A 19,459-nucleotide genomic window follows, 5' to 3' on the forward strand; every position below is an offset into this window, starting at 1 on the left:
TACGTTTGATAGTTGCTTTGATAGTTTGCTTAAGTTATTATTTGAAAATTTATTAAAATTTTCTTCTGAATCAACAACTTAGAGCATTCATCTTGGCGGAGACGGAGGGATTCGAACCCTCGATACAGGTTTAAGCCCATATGCTTCCTTAGCAGGGAAGTGCCTTCGACCACTCGGCCACGTCTCCACGCTGTAGGCTGATACTGCTCGCCTCAGCAAAGAAGTCCCGAATAATATCTTTTCATCCGGATTTGGTCAATGAAACTCTGCAATTTTGGATGGATTATTTTTCATCCCGCAGAATTTCAAGGACCGGTTGCTTGTTACTTATTTAGTGCTCACTTGCTGCTTATTTGCCATTTTCCAGATCAAAGGCCTTGTGCAGCGCGCGGACGGCCAGTTCCATGTATTTTTCGTCGATCAGAACCGAGATCTTGATTTCGGACGTGGAAATCATCTGGATGTTGACGCCCTCTTCGGACAGCGTGCGGAACATCTGCGAGGCGATGCCGACGTGGCTGCGCATGCCGACACCGACCACGGAGACCTTCGACACCTTGGTGTCGCCGACGATGCTGGCGGCACCGATGTGGGCCTTGACGCTGGCGTTCAGGACTTCGACGGCTTTGGCGTATTCGGCACGCGGCACGGTGAAGGTGAAGTCGGTTTTGCCTTCGACGGACTGATTCTGGATGATCATGTCCACTTCGATGTTGGCGTCGGCGATCGGGCCGAGGATCTGGTAGGCGATGCCTGGGCGATCTGGCACGCCGAGTACGGTGATCTTGGCCTCATCGCGGCTGAATGCGATGCCGGTAATGGTTGCTTGTTCCATCTTGGTGTCTTCCTCAAACGAAATCAGTGTGCCGGACTTGGTCTCTTCTTCCAGCGACATTAGTGGGTCGGTCAGCGACGACAATACGCGCGTCGGCATCTTGTAGTTGCCGGCAAATTCAACCGAGCGGATCTGCAAGACCTTGGAGCCGAGGGATGCCATTTCCAGCATTTCTTCAAACGTCACGGTATTCAGACGGCGCGCTTCGCTGACGACGCGCGGGTCGGTGGTGTACACGCCGTCGACGTCGGTGTAAATCAGGCATTCTGCTGCCTTGATTGCAGCAGCGACAGCCACAGCCGATGTATCGGAACCGCCACGGCCGAGCGTGGTGATGTTGCCGTCGGCGTCAACACCCTGGAAGCCGGTAATGATGACGATCTTGCCTGCGTTCAGGTCTTTGCGCACCTTGGCGTCGTCGATCGAGCGAATACGGGCTTTAGTGAAAGCGGAATCGGTCTTGATCGGTACCTGCCAGCCGGCGTAGGAAACGGCTTCTTTGCCGATCGCTTGCAGCGCCATTGCCAACAGGGCAACAGAAACCTGCTCGCCGGTGGAGGCCAGCATGTCCAGTTCGCGGGAATCGGGCTGGGCCATAATTTCCTTGGCCAGACCCAGCAAGCGGTTGGTTTCACCAGACATCGCGGAAGGAACAACAACGATCTGGTGGCCTGCGTCGTGCCACTTGGCAACGCGCTTGGCGACGTTCTTGATGCGCTCTGTCGAGCCCATCGAAGTGCCGCCGTATTTGTGAACGTATAAAGCCATAGGAAAGGTAGGTCTGAATTGCGTGACTGAGTACTGCTATTGGCGCTGCTATTTGTTGCCGGAATTGCCAAAATCTGAACAAAAGGCCGGAGGAAACAAACCCTCGACTTTACAGGCAGACACCCAAAATAACAAGCAAAAGGCACTAAAAATGGGCGTTTTGGAGCGATTCCGGGGCAGTTTTACAGAATTTGATGCAGAAGGGAAATGCGCAGGAGGAGGTTGGACACGCCATCCACCATGGTGCTGCCGTGTGGCAGTCCGACCAAGGTAGACGGTGGTTGCGGGCGGAGCCGCAATATTACTTGCTGCTTACAACGAGAAACGCACAGTGCTGCGCGGTTCTGTCTGGCGCTGCAGGATACTGATTAAGCGCCAGCGTAGACGCTGCTGTCGATCGCCGACTTCGATTGGCTGACGACTTCCGAACGTGTCAGCGGGCTGCGGGCCTGGATGACGATTGGGTAGTTGTTGCCGTTGGTGATCAGGCCTTGTGCTTGCGCTTGTTGCAGTTCTGCAGTCACTTCAGCGCGAGTCTTGGTCGACACAAACTTGGTTTCTGGTGGAAATGGCGATTCGGCCATGGCGGCGCCGGCAGCGGCAAACAGGACGATAGCGGCAGTGATTTGCTTGGTGTTCATGGTAGTTCTCCCTAAAAACAATAAATGAAAGTTGCACGTCGAAGAGCAGGCGTTTTGGCTTGTGGCTGCATGTCTGTCATCGATGGAGCAAGTGTATCTATTGCTTAGGCCGAGAAAAATGGGTTTAATGGCAATGCACTATTTCGATTAAAGAAACAATCAGGGGCTTGAAATGGATCGCTTGCACTCAATGAAGGTGTTTGCCAAGGTGGTGGAGCAGGGGAGTTTTGTCCGGGCGGCGGAGATCATGTCACTCTCTAATGCCGTGGTGACGCGTTATATCGTCGATCTGGAAAATCATCTCGGCACGCGTTTGCTGAATCGTTCGACACGGCGCTTGTCGCTGACTGAGTCAGGGCAGGCCTTTCTGGAGCGTGTCCGGCACATTCTGCCGGAAATCGAAGAAGCCGAAGCGATCGTGGCGATGGAGACCAAAAAGCCGGCAGGGACGTTGTCTTTGTATTCGCATGTGGGTTTCGGGCAGGGGCAATTGGGCAAACTGTTGCCGGAGTATTCGCAGGCCTATCCTGATGTAGTGCTCGACATCACGCTGTCTGAGCGGGCGATGGATCTGGTTGAGGAAGGTCTGGATATTGGTTTTTTCAGTAGCTTGCAAAAGTTTGACGCCAGCATGGTGGTGCGCAAGATCGGTGTGGCAGAGGTGGTGTTGTGTGCGTCGCCGTCCTATATCGCAGAGCATGGTGCGCCGGAAACGCCTGACGATCTGACTCGCCATGCCTGCCTCAATTTTTCGCATGAACACTTGCGCCATTACTGGCACGTCAAGACCGAAGAGGGAATACGCGACATCCCGATCACCAGCAAGCTGGTGTCCAACAGCGCCACTCTCTTGCGCGATTTTGCGCTGGCCGGCATGGGTATCACGATGCGACCTTCTTTCAGCCTCGGCGACGATTTGCGTTGCGGCAAATTGCAGCGGGTGCTGGGGGATTATCAGATGGGACAGGTTGCTGTGATGATGGCGTATCCGAGCCGACGTTTGTTGTCGGCCAAGGTGCGCAGTTTTGTGGATTTCATCATGGACAAATTTCCACAGCCGGAGTCGGATCCCTGGCTTTAAGACGGACCATGCTGACTTGATTCAGTCGGCGTCGGAAAGAGCGCTGAGGCGTTTTTGCAGATCGCATTCCTGCCAGCTTTGACGCTCGTCGTTGCTCTGCGCGTCGCGTTCCAGCTCGTCCTTGCTTTTCGCCGTCAAGGCCTGCAGCAGGCGCTCAGATTGGCGGGTATCGGGTTCCATTGTGCCGAAGAAGCTGACCGTCGATCCTTGTTGCATCAGCAGGGTCGGGAAGTTGTCGATGTCGAGATCGCCGACGAGATCGGCCTGGTCTTCGATATCGATCCAGACGAAATGATGTTCAGGACGGCGTTCAGCCCAGGCGGAAAAATTGACGGCGTATTCGCGGCAGCTACCGCACCAGCCTGCGCACAGGCAGGCGACGACCCACTTGCCGCTGCGCAGGGCGGCGGCGAGTTCTTCTCGGTTGCTGTTGGAAAAAATCTGATAGGACATAAGGCGGCCTATTCTACTCCGGATGCAAAAAAACGGCGCAAAGGAGGGGCGTACAGCAATCCCGGCCGGAAAAGTGCTTTTCTCCCAAGCTCTGAAGGTCGTGGCTGCCCCGTCGCGGTAAAATAGCGGGATGTCTATCATTCTTGCCCTTGAAACCTCCACCGAACTCGCCTCGGCTGCTCTATTGAACGGCGATGAGCTGATTGCCCGCGAATCGCTGGGTGTACAAACGCATTCCGAAACCATTCTGCCGATGATCCAGCAATTGCTGGCGCAGGCCGGCATAGTGCTGTCGCGCTGCGATGCCATCGCTTTTGGCGTCGGTCCGGGTTCTTTCACCGGCGTGCGTACGGCTTGCGGTGTGGTGCAGGGATTGGCGTTCGGCAGCGATTTGCCGGTAATTCCGGTCGTCACGCTGGAGGCAATGGCACAGGCTTGTCTTGAGTCTGCACAGTCGACCGATGTACTGTCGATTCTCGATGCGCGCATGGGCGAGGTGTATTGGGCGCAATATCGCCATCACGCCGACGGTTGGCAGATCGTGGTCGAGCCGACTTTGTCGGCCGCGGCAAATGTGCAGGCGCAGGGTGTGGTGCAGGCTTGCGGTAACGGCCTGACGGCGTATGCACAGGATTTTTCTGCGCAGGCATTCGCAGCGAGCGGACTGGCGCAGATGATGCCGCATGCATCGCAGGTCGCGACGCTCGGCGCCAAGGCTTTCCTGCAGGGACGGACGATTCCCCTGCAAGATGCGCAGCCGCTGTACTTGCGTAACAAGGTTGCCTTGACGACGGCTGAGCGGCAGGTACGTGATTCGGAAAAGAACCTGGCAAAAGGTGCGGCGTGAACGACGCCTTGCTGCAAACGCTGGAGAGCAAGTTCGGTAAGCTGGAGTTCATGGCCATGCAGGTGGTGGACATGGATGAAGTGGTGCAGATCGAGGAAAAGATTTACGGGCATCCCTGGACGCGTGGCAATTTTCTTGATTCGCTGTTCAGTGGCTACCAGACGCTGACCATGCGCGATCCCTCGGGGCGGCTGCTCGGCTATTTTCTCGTGATGGAGGCTGTGGATGAAGCGCACCTGCTCAATATCAGCGTGGCAGAAGATGTGCAGGGAGAGGGTTTCGGGCATTTGCTGCTGGATTGCGCCGTCGATCTGGCGCGCAAGCACAAGATGACGATCATGCTGCTGGAAGTGCGGGTGTCGAACCTGCGCGCGCTGCATGTTTATAAACGCTATGGTTTCGTTGAAATCGGCCGCCGCAAGAATTACTATCCGGTCGATCAACATACGCGCGAAGACGCGATCGTGATGAGTTTACCGCTATGAGTCAGCACACATTGGCCGCTTCGGCCCGGGTATTGGAAGAAATCGGTGTCGGGCCTATCTGGGTCCGACGGCATTTGCCTGCCGGCACTGCCGATGTGGCAGCAACTGATGAGGTGGAATCGGTTCAACTGATGCAGGCCGAAGCCGTAGTGACGACGACGGCAGCACCTGCAAGTGCGCCTGCCTCTGCGCCGGCATCACAGCCGGAGCGGGTCATTGTCTCCAAGCGGGATGCGATCCTGGCTGCTGCCGCCGCGATACAGCAGCGTCCGTCTGCCCCTGCCCAGCCTGCTGCACCGTCGTCAGATGACGGCTTGCCGCCTTGGCTGAGTGAGATGGATGGCGCGGACATGGTCTCCAGCGGCTTCATGCCGTACGACGACGAGGAAGATGATGAGCCGGTTGTCCGGGTCAATCCCGCCATCGCCACGATGGATTGGAGCAAGCTCAAAGAGACCGTTGCCGACTGCCAGCAATGCGGCCTGTGCAAAGGGCGCAAGAAAACGGTTTTCGGCGTCGGCGACGAAAAAGCCAAATGGCTCTTCATCGGCGAAGGTCCGGGACGCAATGAGGATATGCAGGGTGAGCCTTTCGTCGGTCCGGCCGGCAAGCTGCTCGATAACATGCTGGTGGCCATGGGGCTCAAGCGGGGTGAAAACGCCTACATCGCCAATATCGTCAAATGCCGTCCCACCGACGAGAACGGCAAGGACAGGCCTCCTTCACCCGACGAAGTGGCCTCGTGCATTCCGTACCTGCAGCGCCAGATCGATCTGATACAGCCTACCGTGCTGGTCGCTTTGGGCAAGACGGCAGCCTTGTCGCTGCTGGGGCTGGATCCGGCGACGCCGGTATCGAAGTTGCGTGGCACGGTTCATCGCTATCGGGACTTGCCGTTGGTTGTCACCTATCACCCGGCTTACCTGTTGCGGCAGCTTGGCGACAAGAGCAAGGCCTGGGCCGATCTCTGTCTTGCCATGACCACTTATGCCGACACGACAAACTGAGCAAACCGAGCAGCCACCAGAATCAGGCAACCGGACCGCATTGCCGGGCCCGACGTATCAATCGTATCAGTCGCAATTTCATGAACGCTGGAGCAGTTTGCGCGATCCGCATGTTCGCGCACTGGCCTGGTTGCTGGAAGCGCCTGATTTGCTGGATGTTCACGCTCAACGCTGGAACGGTCGCATCGCGACGCTGGGAAGACTCAGCGAAATGGACGTCACCTGGCTGCATGCCCTTGATCGCAATCCGCGCGCGTTATATGTACTTATCAACGCGCAGCCTTCAGCGCGGCTTGGGCGTTACGCCGAAAAGCTGCTGACCTTTTATTTGCAGGAGACGGGACGGCTGATTGCGCATAACGTGCAAGTCCGCAATGGCCCGAACGACACCATCGGCGAGTTCGATTTTATCGTGCATGATGAGCAGCGCACCGGCGCTGTGCATTGGGAGTTTGCGACCAAGTTTTATCTGCTGGAGTCACATCAGGCCGAGATGCAGGCCGAAGCTTTTGTCGGGCCGAATCTCGCTGACTCGCTGGGCGCCAAGATGGATAAGATCATGCAGCAGCAACTGAAGCTGGCCGAGCATCCTGCGGCGGCTCAATATCTGCAGCAGCCGGTGACGCATGCACAGGCACTGGTCAAGGGATGGTTGTTTTATCGCGATGAAGCCGCCGCGGCAACGCCGTTACCTGCAGGGTTGGGCGTCGCACGCGAGCATTGCCACGGATTCTGGTGTGAGTTGTCGGCATTGGATTTGACGCTGGCCGAACATTATCTGGTGCTGCCGCGGCTTGAATGGCTGGCACCGGCGCGTGCGCTAGTTGCCAACGCACTGTCTGCGGATCAATTGCATGAAGCGGTCTCCCTGTGTTTTGCCGAAACGCTGGCGCCTGTGATGATCGCGGTCTGCGATAGAGATGGAAATGGCGAGGTGGTGCTGGAGCGTCAGCGCGGCTTTATCGTACCGGACGACTGGCAAGAGAAGGCCGCGCAGCGTGTGCAGCATGCCGTCGTCAAATACTGAGAGAGCGGTCGTGAAATAAAAAAGCGCGTTTGAAGACGCGCTTTTTTTACTTCTGACGAAACAAGCTGAGCTATTCGCTCATTGCAAATCGGGACGCAGCGATTGCAAGGTCGCCGCCGGAACCGGCCCTTGCAGCGAGCAGGCAATGCGTGTGCCGGGGTAGGCCACCTGATCGGACTTGTCGATGATCAGGACGCGCTCCGCAGTGTCTGTCGGCATGCCATGAAAACTGGCCGGATTCGACATTCTGCGCCAGGCGTTGCCATCCCAACGGTCAAGCCGGACGTAGGCGCCATCCTTGTCGGCGCGAAGACGTTTGAGTTCCGGCAGGCGCAGCGACAGGATGCGATAGGTGTCTCGTGGTGACAGCGGGGTAAAGAATCCCCACCAATAGTTCGGGCTGCTCGCGGTTCCCAATGTCATCACTTCATCGAAGTAGCCGGTGATCGGCAGATTGAGCATGGTCAGGCTGTTTCTGGCCGAGGCGAAGTGCTTGTCGGGAGAGCCCCGATCAGGAACCAGAATATTGCCGATGTCACCCTTGGTGGCGATTGGCCAGTATGCCGCGAGTTCGTCCTTGTACTGAGCGGCGACTTTGAACATCGTGCTATCGCAGCTTGCAAAGGCTCTCAGCAGCTCATCGGGAGCGAATTTTTGTCTTGCGACGGGATCCGTCACTGCCTGTTCTTTTTTGTCGTTGGCGCGATCAACAATGCGCTGTGCCTTTTGTTCCTGCCGCTCCAGCTTCAACTGTCGTTTGGCGGCGCGTTCTTCCGGCGAGGCGCAGGCGCCCAGCAAGGCAAGAAGTGAAATGGAAAGCAGGAGTCGTTGTGAAATACGTGGCAGGGGCATGGTTCCTCTGTTTTTTGTTGTGGCAGAAACGGTGCGGTGTTGCAGAAGCAGCAGATATTGAAGATTCTGCAGCTGTTGCCATAGACCGGGCGAAGTCCCCACTTCAGCCGGGTGGCAGGTCAATCTATTAATTTGTCAGTTTCTCAGTGCTTGTGTTCACCGATCAACGCCAGCGAATCATGCTCGCGCTGATTGGCTGCGTGACGGCGCATGATCAGATACATGATGCTGGCGACGAAGACGCCGAAAATAATGATCACGATATTGACGTTCAGATTGAGCCTGACCATCAACGCATACAGCACCAGCATGGTCAGTACCGACAGGTTTTCGTTGAAATTCTGTACCGCGATCGAATGGCCAGCGCTCATCAATACGTGGCCGCGGTGTTGCAGCAGGGCGTTCATCGGTACGACGAAGTAACCCGACAAGGCACCGATGATGATCAGCAAGGGATAAGCAATCCAGATCGATGTCACCATGGTCATGGCCATGACGACAAGGCCCATGATGATGCCCAGAGGCATCACGGTCAGTGACTTGCGGAGGGGGACGAAGCGGGCAGCGCCGACGGCGCCCAGCGCCACGCCCAGCGCCACGATGCCTTGCAGGATTGCAGCCTTGTCCAGCGGCATGTGCAGCGACTTCTCGGCCCATTTCAAGACGATGAACTGCAGCGTCGCTCCCGCACCCCAGAACAGCGTAGTGACTGCGAGCGAAATCTGGCCCAGCTTGTCTTTCCACAAAGTGGTGAAACAGTTGGAGAAGTCGGCGATGAGCTTGATGGGATTGTGCTGCTGATGGGCGTAACGGGCGCCGGTGTCGGGGATATTGAGATTGAAGATGGCAGCAACGATGTAGATGACGGTGATGACGCAGAGCGCGGCTTCAGTAGGGGTGTTGATATTGAAATCAAAGACCGGGAAATCAAACGCGAGCAGTGTCGAGGCAATATGCGGGTTGACCAGCGCACCGCCTAACACCGTGCCGAAGATGATGGAGCAGACCGTCAACCCCTCGATCCAGCCATTGGCGGCAACCAGTTTTTCCGGCGGCAGCAGCTCGGTCAGGATGCCGTACTTGGCCGGCGAATACGCTGCGGCGCCAAAGCCGACGACGGCATAGGCAATCAAAGGATGAATGGTAAAGAACATCAATGCGCAACCGACCACTTTGATCAGGTTGGTGATGAACATGACCTTGCCTTTGGGGAAGGCGTCGGCAAACGCGCCTACGAAGGCTGCAAGCAGCACATACGACAAGACGAAGAATAATTTCAGCAGCGGCGTCATCCATGCCGGAGAGTGCATCTCCGCAAGGAGTGCAATAGCTGCGATAAGCAGGGCATTGTCGGCAAGCGACGAAAAAAACTGCGCCGCCATGATTGTGTAGAAGCCGCGATTCATCCGTATCCAAGATGTGACAAATTATCTCCGGCTTGCTTTATACCATGAAAAGATGACATGCCAGTGATAAGTATGATGGGTGAATATAAGGGCAGGAGCGTAGTCCGAGTTTGGTGCATCCGCTTCATAGAGACAAGTTGATCCGGTAAAATGGCCTCTTGTTCCCGAATGGCCGGATTTCCGCCAGCTCCACCGCATTTCTGTTCAGTTTTCTCTATATTTCACTCTTCAGCCACTATCTGTTTCCATGCCAAGACCAATCGTAGCCACCATTGACATTTCTGCACTACAACACAATCTCGCCGTTGCGAAGTCGCGGGCACCTCACGCCAAGGCGTGGGCAGTAGTCAAAGCGCAGGCCTATGGCCACGGTTTGTCACGCGCAGTGCGTGCTTTTGCCGATGCAGATGGCCTCGCGCTGATCGAAGTCAATTATGCAGTGCAGCTGCGCGAGCTTGGCTGGAAGAAGCCGATCCTGTTGCTGGAAGGTTTCTTTGACGCGGACGATATTCCCGTGCTGGAACAGCATCAGTTGCAATTCGCGGTGCACTGCAATGAGCAGATTCAATTGCTGGAACAGGCCAAACTCAAGGCCGGCGTGCAATTCGACGTCCATCTGAAGATGAACAGCGGCATGAATCGCCTCGGTTTCAAGCCGGAAGCCTATCGCGCCGCCTACGAGCGGTTGCAGAAGCTTGCCTGCGTGCGCAGCATCACCATGATGACGCACTTTGCCAATGCCGATGACGCCTCCAATCCCGATTTGCCGCTGGCAGAGCAAGTCAGACGTTTCAAGGCGGCCACGGAAGGGTTGGCCGGTGCTTGCAGCGTGTCGAATTCTGCCGCTGACTTGTTGCACACCGAGCTGGCGTATGACTGGGTGCGTCCCGGGGTCATGCTCTACGGCGGTACGCCAGGCGGTGGTGCGGCCAAGGATTTCGGCCTGCGTCCGGCCATGACACTGGAAAGCGAGATCATCGCCGTGCAAGAGATTGGTCCGGGAGACGCGGTCGGCTACGGCAGCCGTTTTGTCGCCGACAAGCCGATGAAGATTGGCATCGTCGCCTGCGGTTATGCAGACGGTTATCCGCGTCATGCCCCCAATAACACACCGGTCGTGGTCGATGGCGTCAACACCGGCACTGTCGGTCGCGTCTCGATGGATATGCTGATCGTCGACCTGACCCACATCCCGAATGCCGGCGTCGGCAGCCACGTTGTCCTGTGGGGGGAAGCTTTGCCGATTGACGACGTCGCTTTTGCGGCGGGCACCATCGGCTATGAATTGATGTGCGCTCTGGCGCCACGCGTCACCGTGCGGGAAAAGAACTGATATGGCAAAAGCCAAAACCAATTACACCTGTACCGAATGCGGCGGCATCAGCAATAAATGGGCGGGACAGTGTCCGGCCTGCGGGCAGTGGAACACGCTGGTGGAAACACTGGTCGAGCCGGTCAGCGCCAATCGCTATTCGAATCAGCATCAAGGCCTGGCGCAGACGGCGCCGGTGTTGTCGCTGGTCGATATCGAAGCAATCGACGTACCGCGCTTCGGCACCGGTATCGAAGAATTTGATCGCGTACTCGGTGGCGGGCTGGTTCCGGGCGGTGTCGTACTGATCGGTGGTGATCCGGGGATCGGCAAGTCAACGCTCTTGCTCCAGGCGCTGGCGAATATTTCCAAGCTTAAACATGTCTTGTACGTCAGCGGCGAAGAATCCGGCTCGCAGATTGCCTTGCGCGCCAAACGTCTGGCAGTCGATGCCAAGGATCTCAAGCTGCAGGCGGAAATTCAGCTGGAAAAGATTCTGTCGACACTGGCGGAACACAAGCCTGATGTCGCCGTCATTGATTCGATTCAGACCGTCTATTCCGACGCACTGACTTCGGCGCCTGGTTCAGTGGCGCAAGTACGTGAGTGTGCAGCGCAGCTCACGCGTTTTGCCAAGACCTCCGACACCACCATCATCATGGTGGGCCACGTCACCAAGGAAGGCGCGTTGGCAGGTCCGCGCGTGCTCGAGCATATCGTCGACACAGTGCTGTATTTCGAAGGCGACACGCATTCCAGTTTCCGTCTGGTGCGGGCATTCAAGAATCGTTTCGGTGCCGTCAATGAGCTGGGGGTGTTTGCCATGACGGAAAAGGGACTCAAAGGAGTATCCAATCCATCGGCGCTGTTTTTGTCGCAGCACGACAGTCAGGTGCCGGGCTCCTGCGTCATGGTCACCCAAGAAGGCACGCGTCCTCTGCTGGTGGAAATTCAGGCGCTGGTCGATAGTTCGCATGTTCCCAACGCACGCCGTTTGTCGGTCGGCCTGGAGCAGAATCGTCTGGCCATGCTGCTGGCGGTGTTGCATCGCCATGCCGGTATCGCTGCGTTCGATCAGGATGTGTTCATCAACGCCGTCGGCGGTGTGAAGATCACCGAACCGGCAGCCGACCTTGCCGTGTTGTTGGCGATCAATTCGTCCATGCGCAACAAGCCGCTGCCGCGCGGTCTGGTGGTGTTCGGAGAAGTTGGGCTGGCAGGTGAGATTCGTCCCGCGCCACGGGGGCAGGAGCGCCTGCGCGAAGCCGCCAAGCTGGGTTTCTCCATTGCCATGATTCCAAAGGCGAACGCGCCCAAGCAAGAGGTTGAAGGCTTGAAAGTCGTTGCGGTAGAGCGCATCGATGAAGCCTTGCAAAAGATTCGCAACATCGACGAATAAGCCGCATCAAGCAAAGAAGAAAATGGCCTGAGCAATCAGGCGATTGCCGATCGTTGTGACTTGTCGCTTTTCTCTTGCATCATCTCTATCCCGGCAGGTCGTAGGTCACGATGACCTGATTCATTTCTCCCTGCGCGGGTGGGCCTAACGGGCCTGTGCCTCTCACGCGGTAATGCAATGTGAAGGGTTGAGACGCATCCTGGCCGTTGAAGGCGGACGTGTTGCCGCTTGCGCTGTTGGTGATGTTCCAGCAGCGCTGCTGATTATTTCGGCACAGTACGGCTTCAAATCCCACGGGTTTGCTCGACAAGCCGTAGCGCCACGCTACATTGCTGATGGTACTACCGGCAGGGATGGGGGCATTGATCCTGAACAGGGTTTCGTAGTCGGCATTTTTTGCCAGAATCGTCGCGCCCATGGCGTCTGATGCATACGAGCCGCTGGGGCGGTTATGACTCGAAGGAGCAGGGTTGTGTGAGGGAGTTGATGCTGCCGGTGTGACCGGTGCGGTGGTTGTGGTGGTTGTGGCGGTTATGGCATTTGTCGTTGCAATGGGCAGATCGCCGAGTGATGATGCCGCGCCAGATTGCACGCTCAGTGTGCGATCAACGCGTGCCTGAGCCAATGCCTCGCTGCCGCTCATCGCGCCACCAAGAAAAACCATCAGTACCATCAGGATAGAGCGGTTGTGATGTCGCACGCTCGTTACCCTGTTTGCTTGCGCGGATGGGCGCTGCGTGGAGGCTGGGGGAAAATCATCTGCACCACGAGGCCGCCGCCCTCGCGATTACGCAGGTGCAGCTTGCCGTTGTGGCGAATCACAATCCGGTTCACGATTGCCAGCCCAAGGCCGGAGCCGTTGGCTTGACCACGCGCGGTATCAAGACGGGTAAAGGGGCGCAGCAAGCGCTCCAGTTCGCTTTCCGGGGCACCTGCACCGTGATCGGCGATCTCCACCTTGACGTTATGCCCTTCCAGTTTGCACAGGATGTCGATATCTGCAACGTCGGTGTCAGGCGTCTTGCCGTAGCGACGGGCATTTTCGATCAGATTGCCGATAGTGCGTTCGAGCTCCACCGTGTTGCCCATGATTTCCAGGCCCGGCATGATGGCGGTCGTGACACGGACTTCGTTCTGGCGTTTGCTGTGATTGGCGGCGTCTTCGAGCAGACCGGACAGATCGACAGATGTAAAGCTGCTGCTGTCGAACGGCTTCGCGTAATCGAGGAACTGGCCGATGATGGCATCCATTTGCGCCAGATCCGAATGCATGCCGTCGCGTGCTTCGTCGGACAAATGCGCCATTTCAACTTCCAGCTGCATACGCGCAAGCGGTGTACGCAAGTCATGGGAAATGCCGGCGAGGATCACCGCACGATCAGACTCGATGCGATTAAGGTCATCGACCATTTGATTGAAACTGCCATTGGCTTCCCTGATTTCGGTCGGCCCGGATTCGGGCAACGGATCAGGTTGATTGCCTTTGGCAATGGCGCGTGCGGCAGCGGTCAGGCGCGCCAGGGGCTGGTTGATCAAAGTCGAGATGAACACGGCGCCGATCAGGGACAACACCAGTGCAATCGACGCCCATCCCAGCCATTGAAGGCTGGACGTGCGATCAAGGCGACCGCGATCCAGCATGAGCCAGTATTGGTCTTCATCAATCTTGAAGCTGATCCAGAAGCCGTCAACGTCGTTCACACCCGAGGCAAACTGGGTATCGTCGCCCATTGCCTGTTTGACGTAGTACTCGAGTTCAGGAAGGACAGGGGAATCGTCCGGTGGTGTGATCTTGTCGGATTTTTCCAGCGGATAAATGCGGATGCCTTCGTTGCTGGCCAGATCGAACAGCAGTTCGCGGCGCATCTCCGGCGCCGAGTGAGTCAGCGCGGCGCGCGTGATCGTCACGACGGAAACGATTTGCGCCGCCAATTGTTCGGCACGCGGACCGCGTTCCACCATGCGGAAACTGGCCACCCATGCCACCATGCTGGCGGTAATCAGGAAAGTCAGCAAAAAGAAAGTGCGCCAGAACAGTCCATTGCTGAACCATCGTTGGCGCGTAGGATTGCTCATAGTCTAAGTCCCGGTGGACGGGTTCGATTCATTCAACAAGCTTGACGGGCTTGGCAGGCTTAGCTCGCTTGGTAGGCAGGCGAAGCGCATCAGCGCGGTTTGCCCTCGGGAATGAAGACGTAGCCAAGGCCCCACACGGTCTGAATGTAAAGCGGATTGGCCGGATCGGGTTCGATCAGTTTGCGCAGACGCGAGATCTGCACGTCAAGGCTGCGGTCGAATACTTCGTATTCGCGGCCACGGGCCATTTCCATGAGTTTTTCGCGCGACAGGGGCTGGCGTGCATTGCGGGCAAAGACTTTGAGTACCGAGAATTCGCCGGTGGTTAGTGGAACGGTTTCGCCTTTTTTCTTCAGCGTGCGCGTGCCCAAGTCGAGGACGAATTCACCAAACTCAAAAGATTCCGGCGACTCTGAAGGCGCACCTGGCAATTCGTCCGGGCCTTTGCGACGCAGTACGGCGTTGATGCGTGCAACCAGCTCACGTGGATTAAATGGCTTGGGCAGATAATCATCTGCACCCATTTCGAGACCAATGATGCGATCGACATCTTCACCTTTGGCGGTGAGCATGATGATCGGTGTCTGATCGCCGGCGCCGCGCAGGCGCCGGCAAATCGCCAGGCCGTCTTCGCCGGGAAGCATCAGATCCAACACCAGCAGATCGTAGCGCTCGCGGATCCAGAGCTTGTTCATCGCCTGTGCATTTTCTGCTGTGACGACGTTGAAACCCTGTTCGGTCAGATAGCGGCGAAGCAGGTCGCGCAGACGGATATCGTCATCCACCACCAGAACTTTGGATTGGTGGGCCGGAGTAGCGGGGGAGCTTGTGTTGGTCGTATTCATGGCGTTATGGTAGCGTCTTCACAGAGATCGGCAACATGTAAGCAGCCAAAGATTACAAACTGTTACATACCTTACCTTAATCATCTTATACCATCCGGCCAAGCAACCTACACTGGATACATCGATGAATGCACTTTGTCGTTGGTCCAAAATGTGGAAAAATGCCGTTATGGATATTGCAGTTTTAAAAAAACTTGGTGTTGCTGCAGCGTTTGTGTTGCTGGGTGCTAGCGCCGCTGCGTTTGCGCGTCCTCCCGAACCCGGGCGCGGAATGCCGAATCAGCCTACCGATTTTCGCCATCAGGGCGGAAACGGTTTTGGCAATGGTGGCGGACGTCCGCCACCAGATCAGGATGCCAATCAGCGTCGCGGTAAACTAAGTCCAGATGAGCGCCGCGAACTGCGACGCCAGATTGACGAAGCGGGGCAGGATATCTATCGCGTCAACAAGCGTTAGCTCTGCGTTGCCCACCGCTGACATCGTCAGGGTAAATGCTCAGACTGTTAAGACCCAGACCGTTGAGACCATTTATCAAAAGTGTAGTTGCAGAATAAAAAGCCCGGCTCTAAATGTCCGGGCTTTTTCTTTTGGGCGGTCGTATTGTCGTCTTTGTGTTTTTTATTGGTGAGCACGTCCCAGCCGACGTTCCAGGCGATGTTGCAAGGCTTCGAAGCAGATGCTGAGAAACCAGTACACCATCGCTGCGGCGATATACAACGGCAGGGGGCGGAAGGTCACTGCGATGATTTCCTTGGTCGACAGCATCAACTCGGTCACGGTGATGACGGACACCAGCGACGTATCCTTGATCAGGCTGATCAGCGTGTTGCTCATCGATGGCACCGCGATGCGGATCGCCTGGGGCACCACGATATGGCGCAAGGTCTGGATATAAGTCAGGCCCAGGCTGTAGCTGGCACTCCATTGACCCTTGCCAACACCGAGAATGGCGCCACGCAAGCTCTCAGACAAATAGGCGCTGGCGTTCAGGCTCAGCGTCAGCACGCCGGCCATGAGCGGAGAGAACTCGATACCGACGCTGGGCAAGCCGTAGTAGACGACGAAAATCTGCACCAGCAACGGCGTGCCGCGCATCAGGCTGACGTAGACAGCCGCCGGCCAATGAACGAGCTTCCACGGCACAATGCGCGCGACTGCCAGTACAAATCCCAGGATCAGGCCGCCGACCATCGAAGACAACGCAAACAGGAGCGTGTAGCCCGTGCCTTTGAGCATGATCGGCGCTGCCTGATGCAGCAAGTCCCATATTTCCATTTTTCGTCGACGCAATAAAAATATCCCCGCATTAACGCGGGGATATTGGTTCAAGAGAGCTTAGTGACTTATTGTGCGGCTGGCGGCTTGCTCACGTCAATGCCAAACCACTTGATCGACGCCTGCTTGAAGCTGCCGTCCTTTTGAATGTCGGCCAGCGCCTTGTTCAGAGCCGCCTTGAATTGCGGATTGCCCTTTTGGAAAGGAATGCCGATCTTGTCGACCGTGCCGATTGGCGAACCGCCCTTGAGCGGCAGATTTGCCGACTTCAGCAGGTAGCCGACCAGCAGGCTGTCATTCAGCGCTGCGTCGATGCGACCGCTCGCCAGATCGGCCAGGTATTCAGGCGAACCTGGATAGGTTTTGACGTCGATACCGGGAACGCTCTTGGCTTTTTGTTCAAAGTTGGTGCCTTGGCCCAGGCCCAGTTTCTTGCCCTTCAGATCTTCCAGACTGTTGAACTGGCGCTTTTCATCCTTGCGCACGATCAACTGCGCGCTGGACAGGGTGTACGGATCGGAGAAGTCGAACGCCTTTTGACGCTCGTCGGTGATACCGACCTGATTGATGATGACGTCGTATTTGCCGGCGCCCAGACCCGCCAGAATGCCGCTCCACTCAGTCGTGGTGAACTCAGGCTTCAAGCCCAGCTTGGCGGCGAGCAGCTTGGCGACGTCGACTTCAAAACCGGTCAGTTCGCTGGTCTTCGGATCCTTGAAGTTGAACGGAGGATAGTTGCCTTCCAGGGCGACTTTCAGTGTGCCGCGCGCCTTGACGGTATCCAGCAGGTCGGCAGCATGTGCGCCGACGGTGGCGCCTACCAGCAGCAGGCCGGCCAGCAACGGAGACAGTTTACGAAGTGTTTTGGATGTCATGTCTGTTCCTTTGACGATAAATATATTAATCGGTGGAAATCCGATATGCGAGCAGCTTAATCGTTTTGCAAGCTAAGACCAAAGACATCTACGTAAGAAGTTTATATAGGCTGCTGAAAAGACAACCTGACGTCGTTGCAGCTCTTTGCCGTACTAAAGTACTGTCTGCGTCGCTAGGCCTGGTCAGCTTGGTTTTTCAACAGCCTATAGGCGCACAGGCAGCCCTCTTATTACGCGACTAGTTGTTCCAACGCTTCCTGCTGGCTCAGCCAATCCTCTTCAAGTTGCCCCAATTCCTTGGTGCAATAGGCCTGGTCGGCGATCAATTTCTTCAGTTCTTCCTTGTTGGCGGCGTCGTAGATATCCGGCGCGGCCAGGCGGGCGTCGATGGCGGCCTTCTTTTCATTGCATTTGGCGATCTGTTCTTCCAGGCGCTTGATGCGCGACTCGATCGGTTTTTTCAAGCCGGCCAGACGCTGACGTTCTTCGGCGTCGAGACGCTTTTGTTCGCGTCGATCGCCGACAGGCGCTGCAACCGGTTCAGGTGCTTTTTGTTCGACTTTAAGTTCGGCTTTCGGCTTGGCGGCCGCAGCTTGCGCCGCCTCCGCTGCACTGTTCTTAGCGGCCAGTTTGGTCTTGAACAACCAGTCGCGGTAGTCGTCGAGGTCGCCGTCGAACGGCTGCAACTTGCCGTCTGCAACGATCAGGAATTGATCCGTGGTGGCGCGTAGCAGATGGCGATCATGGGATACCAGTACCAGCGTGCCTTCGAACTGCGCCAATGCCATGGTTAGTGCTTCGCGGGTTTCCAGATCCAGGTGATTGGTTGGTTCATCGAGCAGCAACAGGTTAGGGCGTTGCCAGACAATCAGTGCCAGCGCCAGACGGGCTTTTTCACCGCCGGAGAAAGGGGCGATGCTGGACGATGCCATGGTGCCGTTGAAGTTGAAGCTGCCGAGGAAGTTGCGCAGTTCTTGCTCACGCACGTCCGGCGCGATACGGGCCAGATGCCATAGCGGCGACTCGTCGTGACGCAGCATTTCAACCTGGTGCTGGGCAAAGTAGCCGATCACCAGGCCTTTGCCGAACTGCGCGGTGCCGGCGATTGGATCAAGCTCGTTGGCGATGGTTTTGATCAGCGTCGATTTACCGGCGCCATTGACGCCGAGCAGGCCGATACGCTGTCCGGTCTGCAACGAAAAATCAATACCGCCGACGATGATCTTTTCGCTGATGGCATAAGTGTCAGGATCTTCAATGCGATAACCGGCGTTGACTTTTTCCATGACCAGCAGCGGATTCGGCGCCGACAGCGGTTCGCGGAATTCGAATGAAAACTCAGCCGCCGCGCGCAACGGCGCCAGCTCTTCCATCTTCGCCAGTGCCTTCATGCGGCTCTGCGCCTGTCTGGCCTTGCTGGCCTTGGCCTTGAAGCGGTCAATGAAGGAATGCAAGTGTGCACGCTGGCGCATCTGCTTTTCGATCATGCCGGCCGCGAGTTCGAGCTGGGCTGCGCGTTGACGTTCAAATGCAGAGTAATTGCCGGAATAGCGCTTGAGCTTGCGGTCGTCGATATGCACGATCACATTGACCACGCCGTCGAGGAAGTCGCGATCATGGGAAATGATGATCAGCGTACCGGCATAACGCTTGAGCCAGTCTTCCAGCCAGATGATGGCGTCCAGATCCAGGTGATTGGTCGGTTCATCGAGCAGCAGCAAGTCGGACGGGCACATCAGCGCCTGTGCCAGATTCAGGCGCATGCGCCAGCCTCCGGAGAAGCTCGCCACCGGGCGCTCCATTTGTTCCAGCGTAAAGCCCAGGCCGATCAGCAACTGTTCGGCGCGCGAGCGTACGGTATAGACGTCGGCATCTGCCAGCGCGCCATACAACTCGGCGATGTGAGTGCCGTTTTCAGCGCTTTCGGGTTCAGCTTCCGCGGCCGCCAACTGTGCTTCCAGGCGGCGCAAGGTAACGTCGCCGTCAATGGCGTATTCAACGGCAGGGCGATCGAGCGCAGGGGTTTCCTGAGCAACGTAGGCCACGCGCCATTTCGTTGGATAGTCGATGTTGCCCTGATCGGCGTGCAGTTCGCCGCGCAGCATGGCGAACAGGCTGGATTTGCCGGCGCCATTGGCGCCGATGAGGCCGATCTTGTCGCCCGGGTTGAGCGTGAGGTCGACATTCTCCAGCAGCGGCTTGACGCCGCGGGCCAGGGAAACTTGCTGAAAACGAATCATCGTGGAACTGCAATCAAAGAAGAAAAAATCAGGT

The 19,459-nt window shown here is 56.8% G+C and carries 19 protein-coding genes and 1 tRNA gene; 8 read left to right on the forward strand and 12 right to left on the reverse strand.

Translation table 11 applies throughout. The annotated features are described in order from the left end of the window. Positions 1-93: 93 nt before the first annotated feature. The 3 genes from hmeg3_RS09745 to hmeg3_RS09755 form a co-directional block, all read right to left on the reverse strand. Positions 94-187 (reverse strand) — tRNA-Ser (locus tag hmeg3_RS09745). Between the two features lie 162 nt (positions 188-349). Further along, positions 350-1,603 (reverse strand): aspartate kinase, encoded by a 1,254-nt coding sequence (locus hmeg3_RS09750; protein WP_050477119.1) that lies wholly within the window; start codon positions 1,601-1,603, stop codon positions 350-352. Between the two features lie 368 nt (positions 1,604-1,971). Further along, positions 1,972-2,244, reverse strand: a complete 273-nt coding sequence (locus tag hmeg3_RS09755; protein WP_094563552.1) for a DUF4148 domain-containing protein — start codon at positions 2,242-2,244, stop codon at positions 1,972-1,974. Between the two features lie 172 nt (positions 2,245-2,416). On the opposite strand from hmeg3_RS09755, the gene hmeg3_RS09760 reads away from it, so the two are divergent. Beyond that, positions 2,417-3,325: a LysR family transcriptional regulator gene (locus hmeg3_RS09760; protein ID WP_094563553.1), complete on the forward strand. Its 909-nt coding sequence runs from the start codon at positions 2,417-2,419 to the stop codon at positions 3,323-3,325. A 21-nt stretch (positions 3,326-3,346) separates the two neighbouring features. Here the strand turns inward: hmeg3_RS09760 and hmeg3_RS09765 are convergent, their stop codons facing one another. Next, positions 3,347-3,778 carry a thioredoxin family protein gene (locus tag hmeg3_RS09765; RefSeq protein ID WP_094563554.1) on the reverse strand — a complete coding sequence of 144 codons (432 nt, stop codon included), beginning with the start codon at positions 3,776-3,778 and terminating at the stop codon, positions 3,347-3,349. A gap of 130 nt (positions 3,779-3,908) precedes the next feature. Between hmeg3_RS09765 and tsaB the strand changes: the two genes are divergently transcribed. Genes tsaB through hmeg3_RS09785 form a run of 4 tightly spaced genes read left to right on the forward strand, consistent with a single transcriptional unit; the run spans position 3,909 to position 7,144 of the window. Continuing rightward, the gene (gene tsaB / locus hmeg3_RS09770; RefSeq protein WP_094563555.1) at positions 3,909-4,625 is read left to right on the forward strand and encodes a tRNA (adenosine(37)-N6)-threonylcarbamoyltransferase complex dimerization subunit type 1 TsaB; all 717 of its coding nucleotides are present in this window, start codon (positions 3,909-3,911) and stop codon (positions 4,623-4,625) included. 50 nt (positions 4,626-4,675) lie between these two features. Further along, on the forward strand, positions 4,676-5,110 hold the full coding sequence (gene rimI / locus hmeg3_RS09775) for a ribosomal protein S18-alanine N-acetyltransferase (protein WP_094566236.1): 435 nt from the start codon (positions 4,676-4,678) through the stop codon (positions 5,108-5,110). Beyond that, a complete protein-coding gene (locus tag hmeg3_RS09780; protein ID WP_094563556.1) occupies positions 5,107-6,117 on the forward strand; it encodes a uracil-DNA glycosylase family protein in 1,011 nt (336 codons plus the stop codon). Before rimI ends, hmeg3_RS09780 begins: the two co-directional genes overlap by 4 nt. Continuing rightward, on the forward strand, positions 6,098-7,144 hold the full coding sequence (locus tag hmeg3_RS09785) for a DUF1853 family protein (protein WP_094563557.1): 1,047 nt from the start codon (positions 6,098-6,100) through the stop codon (positions 7,142-7,144). Before hmeg3_RS09780 ends, hmeg3_RS09785 begins: the two co-directional genes overlap by 20 nt. A 78-nt stretch (positions 7,145-7,222) precedes the next feature. Here the strand turns inward: hmeg3_RS09785 and hmeg3_RS09790 are convergent, their stop codons facing one another. Then, entirely contained in the window at positions 7,223-7,996 is a 774-nt protein-coding gene (locus tag hmeg3_RS09790; protein WP_094563558.1) for a hypothetical protein, read from the reverse strand. Positions 7,997-8,139: 143 nt separating this feature from the next. Beyond that, positions 8,140-9,402: a lysophospholipid transporter LplT gene (gene lplT, locus hmeg3_RS09795; RefSeq protein WP_094563559.1), complete on the reverse strand. Its 1,263-nt coding sequence runs from the start codon at positions 9,400-9,402 to the stop codon at positions 8,140-8,142. A gap of 247 nt (positions 9,403-9,649) precedes the next feature. On the opposite strand from lplT, the gene alr reads away from it, so the two are divergent. Then, positions 9,650-10,735: an alanine racemase gene (alr, locus tag hmeg3_RS09800; RefSeq protein ID WP_094563560.1), complete on the forward strand. Its 1,086-nt coding sequence runs from the start codon at positions 9,650-9,652 to the stop codon at positions 10,733-10,735. Position 10,736: 1 nt separating this feature from the next. Beyond that, entirely contained in the window at positions 10,737-12,113 is a 1,377-nt protein-coding gene (radA, locus tag hmeg3_RS09805) for a DNA repair protein RadA (protein WP_094563561.1), read from the forward strand. Positions 12,114-12,198: 85 nt separating this feature from the next. Here radA and hmeg3_RS09810 read toward each other — a convergent pair whose 3' ends face one another. From hmeg3_RS09810 to ompR, 3 genes are all read right to left on the reverse strand, one after another. Beyond that, positions 12,199-12,813: a flagellar protein FlhE gene (locus hmeg3_RS09810; RefSeq protein ID WP_232511940.1), complete on the reverse strand. Its 615-nt coding sequence runs from the start codon at positions 12,811-12,813 to the stop codon at positions 12,199-12,201. A 5-nt stretch (positions 12,814-12,818) separates the two neighbouring features. Next, the gene (locus tag hmeg3_RS09815; protein WP_094563563.1) at positions 12,819-14,189 is read right to left on the reverse strand and encodes a sensor histidine kinase; all 1,371 of its coding nucleotides are present in this window, start codon (positions 14,187-14,189) and stop codon (positions 12,819-12,821) included. 89 nt (positions 14,190-14,278) lie between these two features. Next, on the reverse strand, positions 14,279-15,034 hold the full coding sequence (ompR, locus tag hmeg3_RS09820; RefSeq protein ID WP_050477106.1) for a two-component system response regulator OmpR: 756 nt from the start codon (positions 15,032-15,034) through the stop codon (positions 14,279-14,281). A 124-nt stretch (positions 15,035-15,158) separates the two neighbouring features. On the opposite strand from ompR, the gene hmeg3_RS09825 reads away from it, so the two are divergent. Further along, entirely contained in the window at positions 15,159-15,491 is a 333-nt protein-coding gene (locus hmeg3_RS09825; protein WP_369828868.1) for a hypothetical protein, read from the forward strand. Positions 15,492-15,653: 162 nt separating this feature from the next. Here hmeg3_RS09825 and hmeg3_RS09830 read toward each other — a convergent pair whose 3' ends face one another. The 3 genes from hmeg3_RS09830 to hmeg3_RS09840 form a co-directional block, all read right to left on the reverse strand. Next, positions 15,654-16,310, reverse strand: a complete 657-nt coding sequence (locus hmeg3_RS09830) for an amino acid ABC transporter permease (protein WP_094563565.1) — start codon at positions 16,308-16,310, stop codon at positions 15,654-15,656. A gap of 68 nt (positions 16,311-16,378) precedes the next feature. Then, positions 16,379-17,185 carry a cystine ABC transporter substrate-binding protein gene (locus hmeg3_RS09835; RefSeq protein ID WP_094563566.1) on the reverse strand — a complete coding sequence of 269 codons (807 nt, stop codon included), beginning with the start codon at positions 17,183-17,185 and terminating at the stop codon, positions 16,379-16,381. A gap of 230 nt (positions 17,186-17,415) precedes the next feature. Next, positions 17,416-19,425 (reverse strand): ATP-binding cassette domain-containing protein, encoded by a 2,010-nt coding sequence (locus hmeg3_RS09840; RefSeq protein WP_094563567.1) that lies wholly within the window; start codon positions 19,423-19,425, stop codon positions 17,416-17,418. Between the last annotated feature and the right edge of the window lie 34 nt (positions 19,426-19,459).

Origin of the sequence: Herbaspirillum sp. meg3 (assembly GCF_002257565.1) — a bacterium.
In the GTDB taxonomy this organism is placed as follows: domain Bacteria; phylum Pseudomonadota; class Gammaproteobacteria; order Burkholderiales; family Burkholderiaceae_D; genus Herbaspirillum.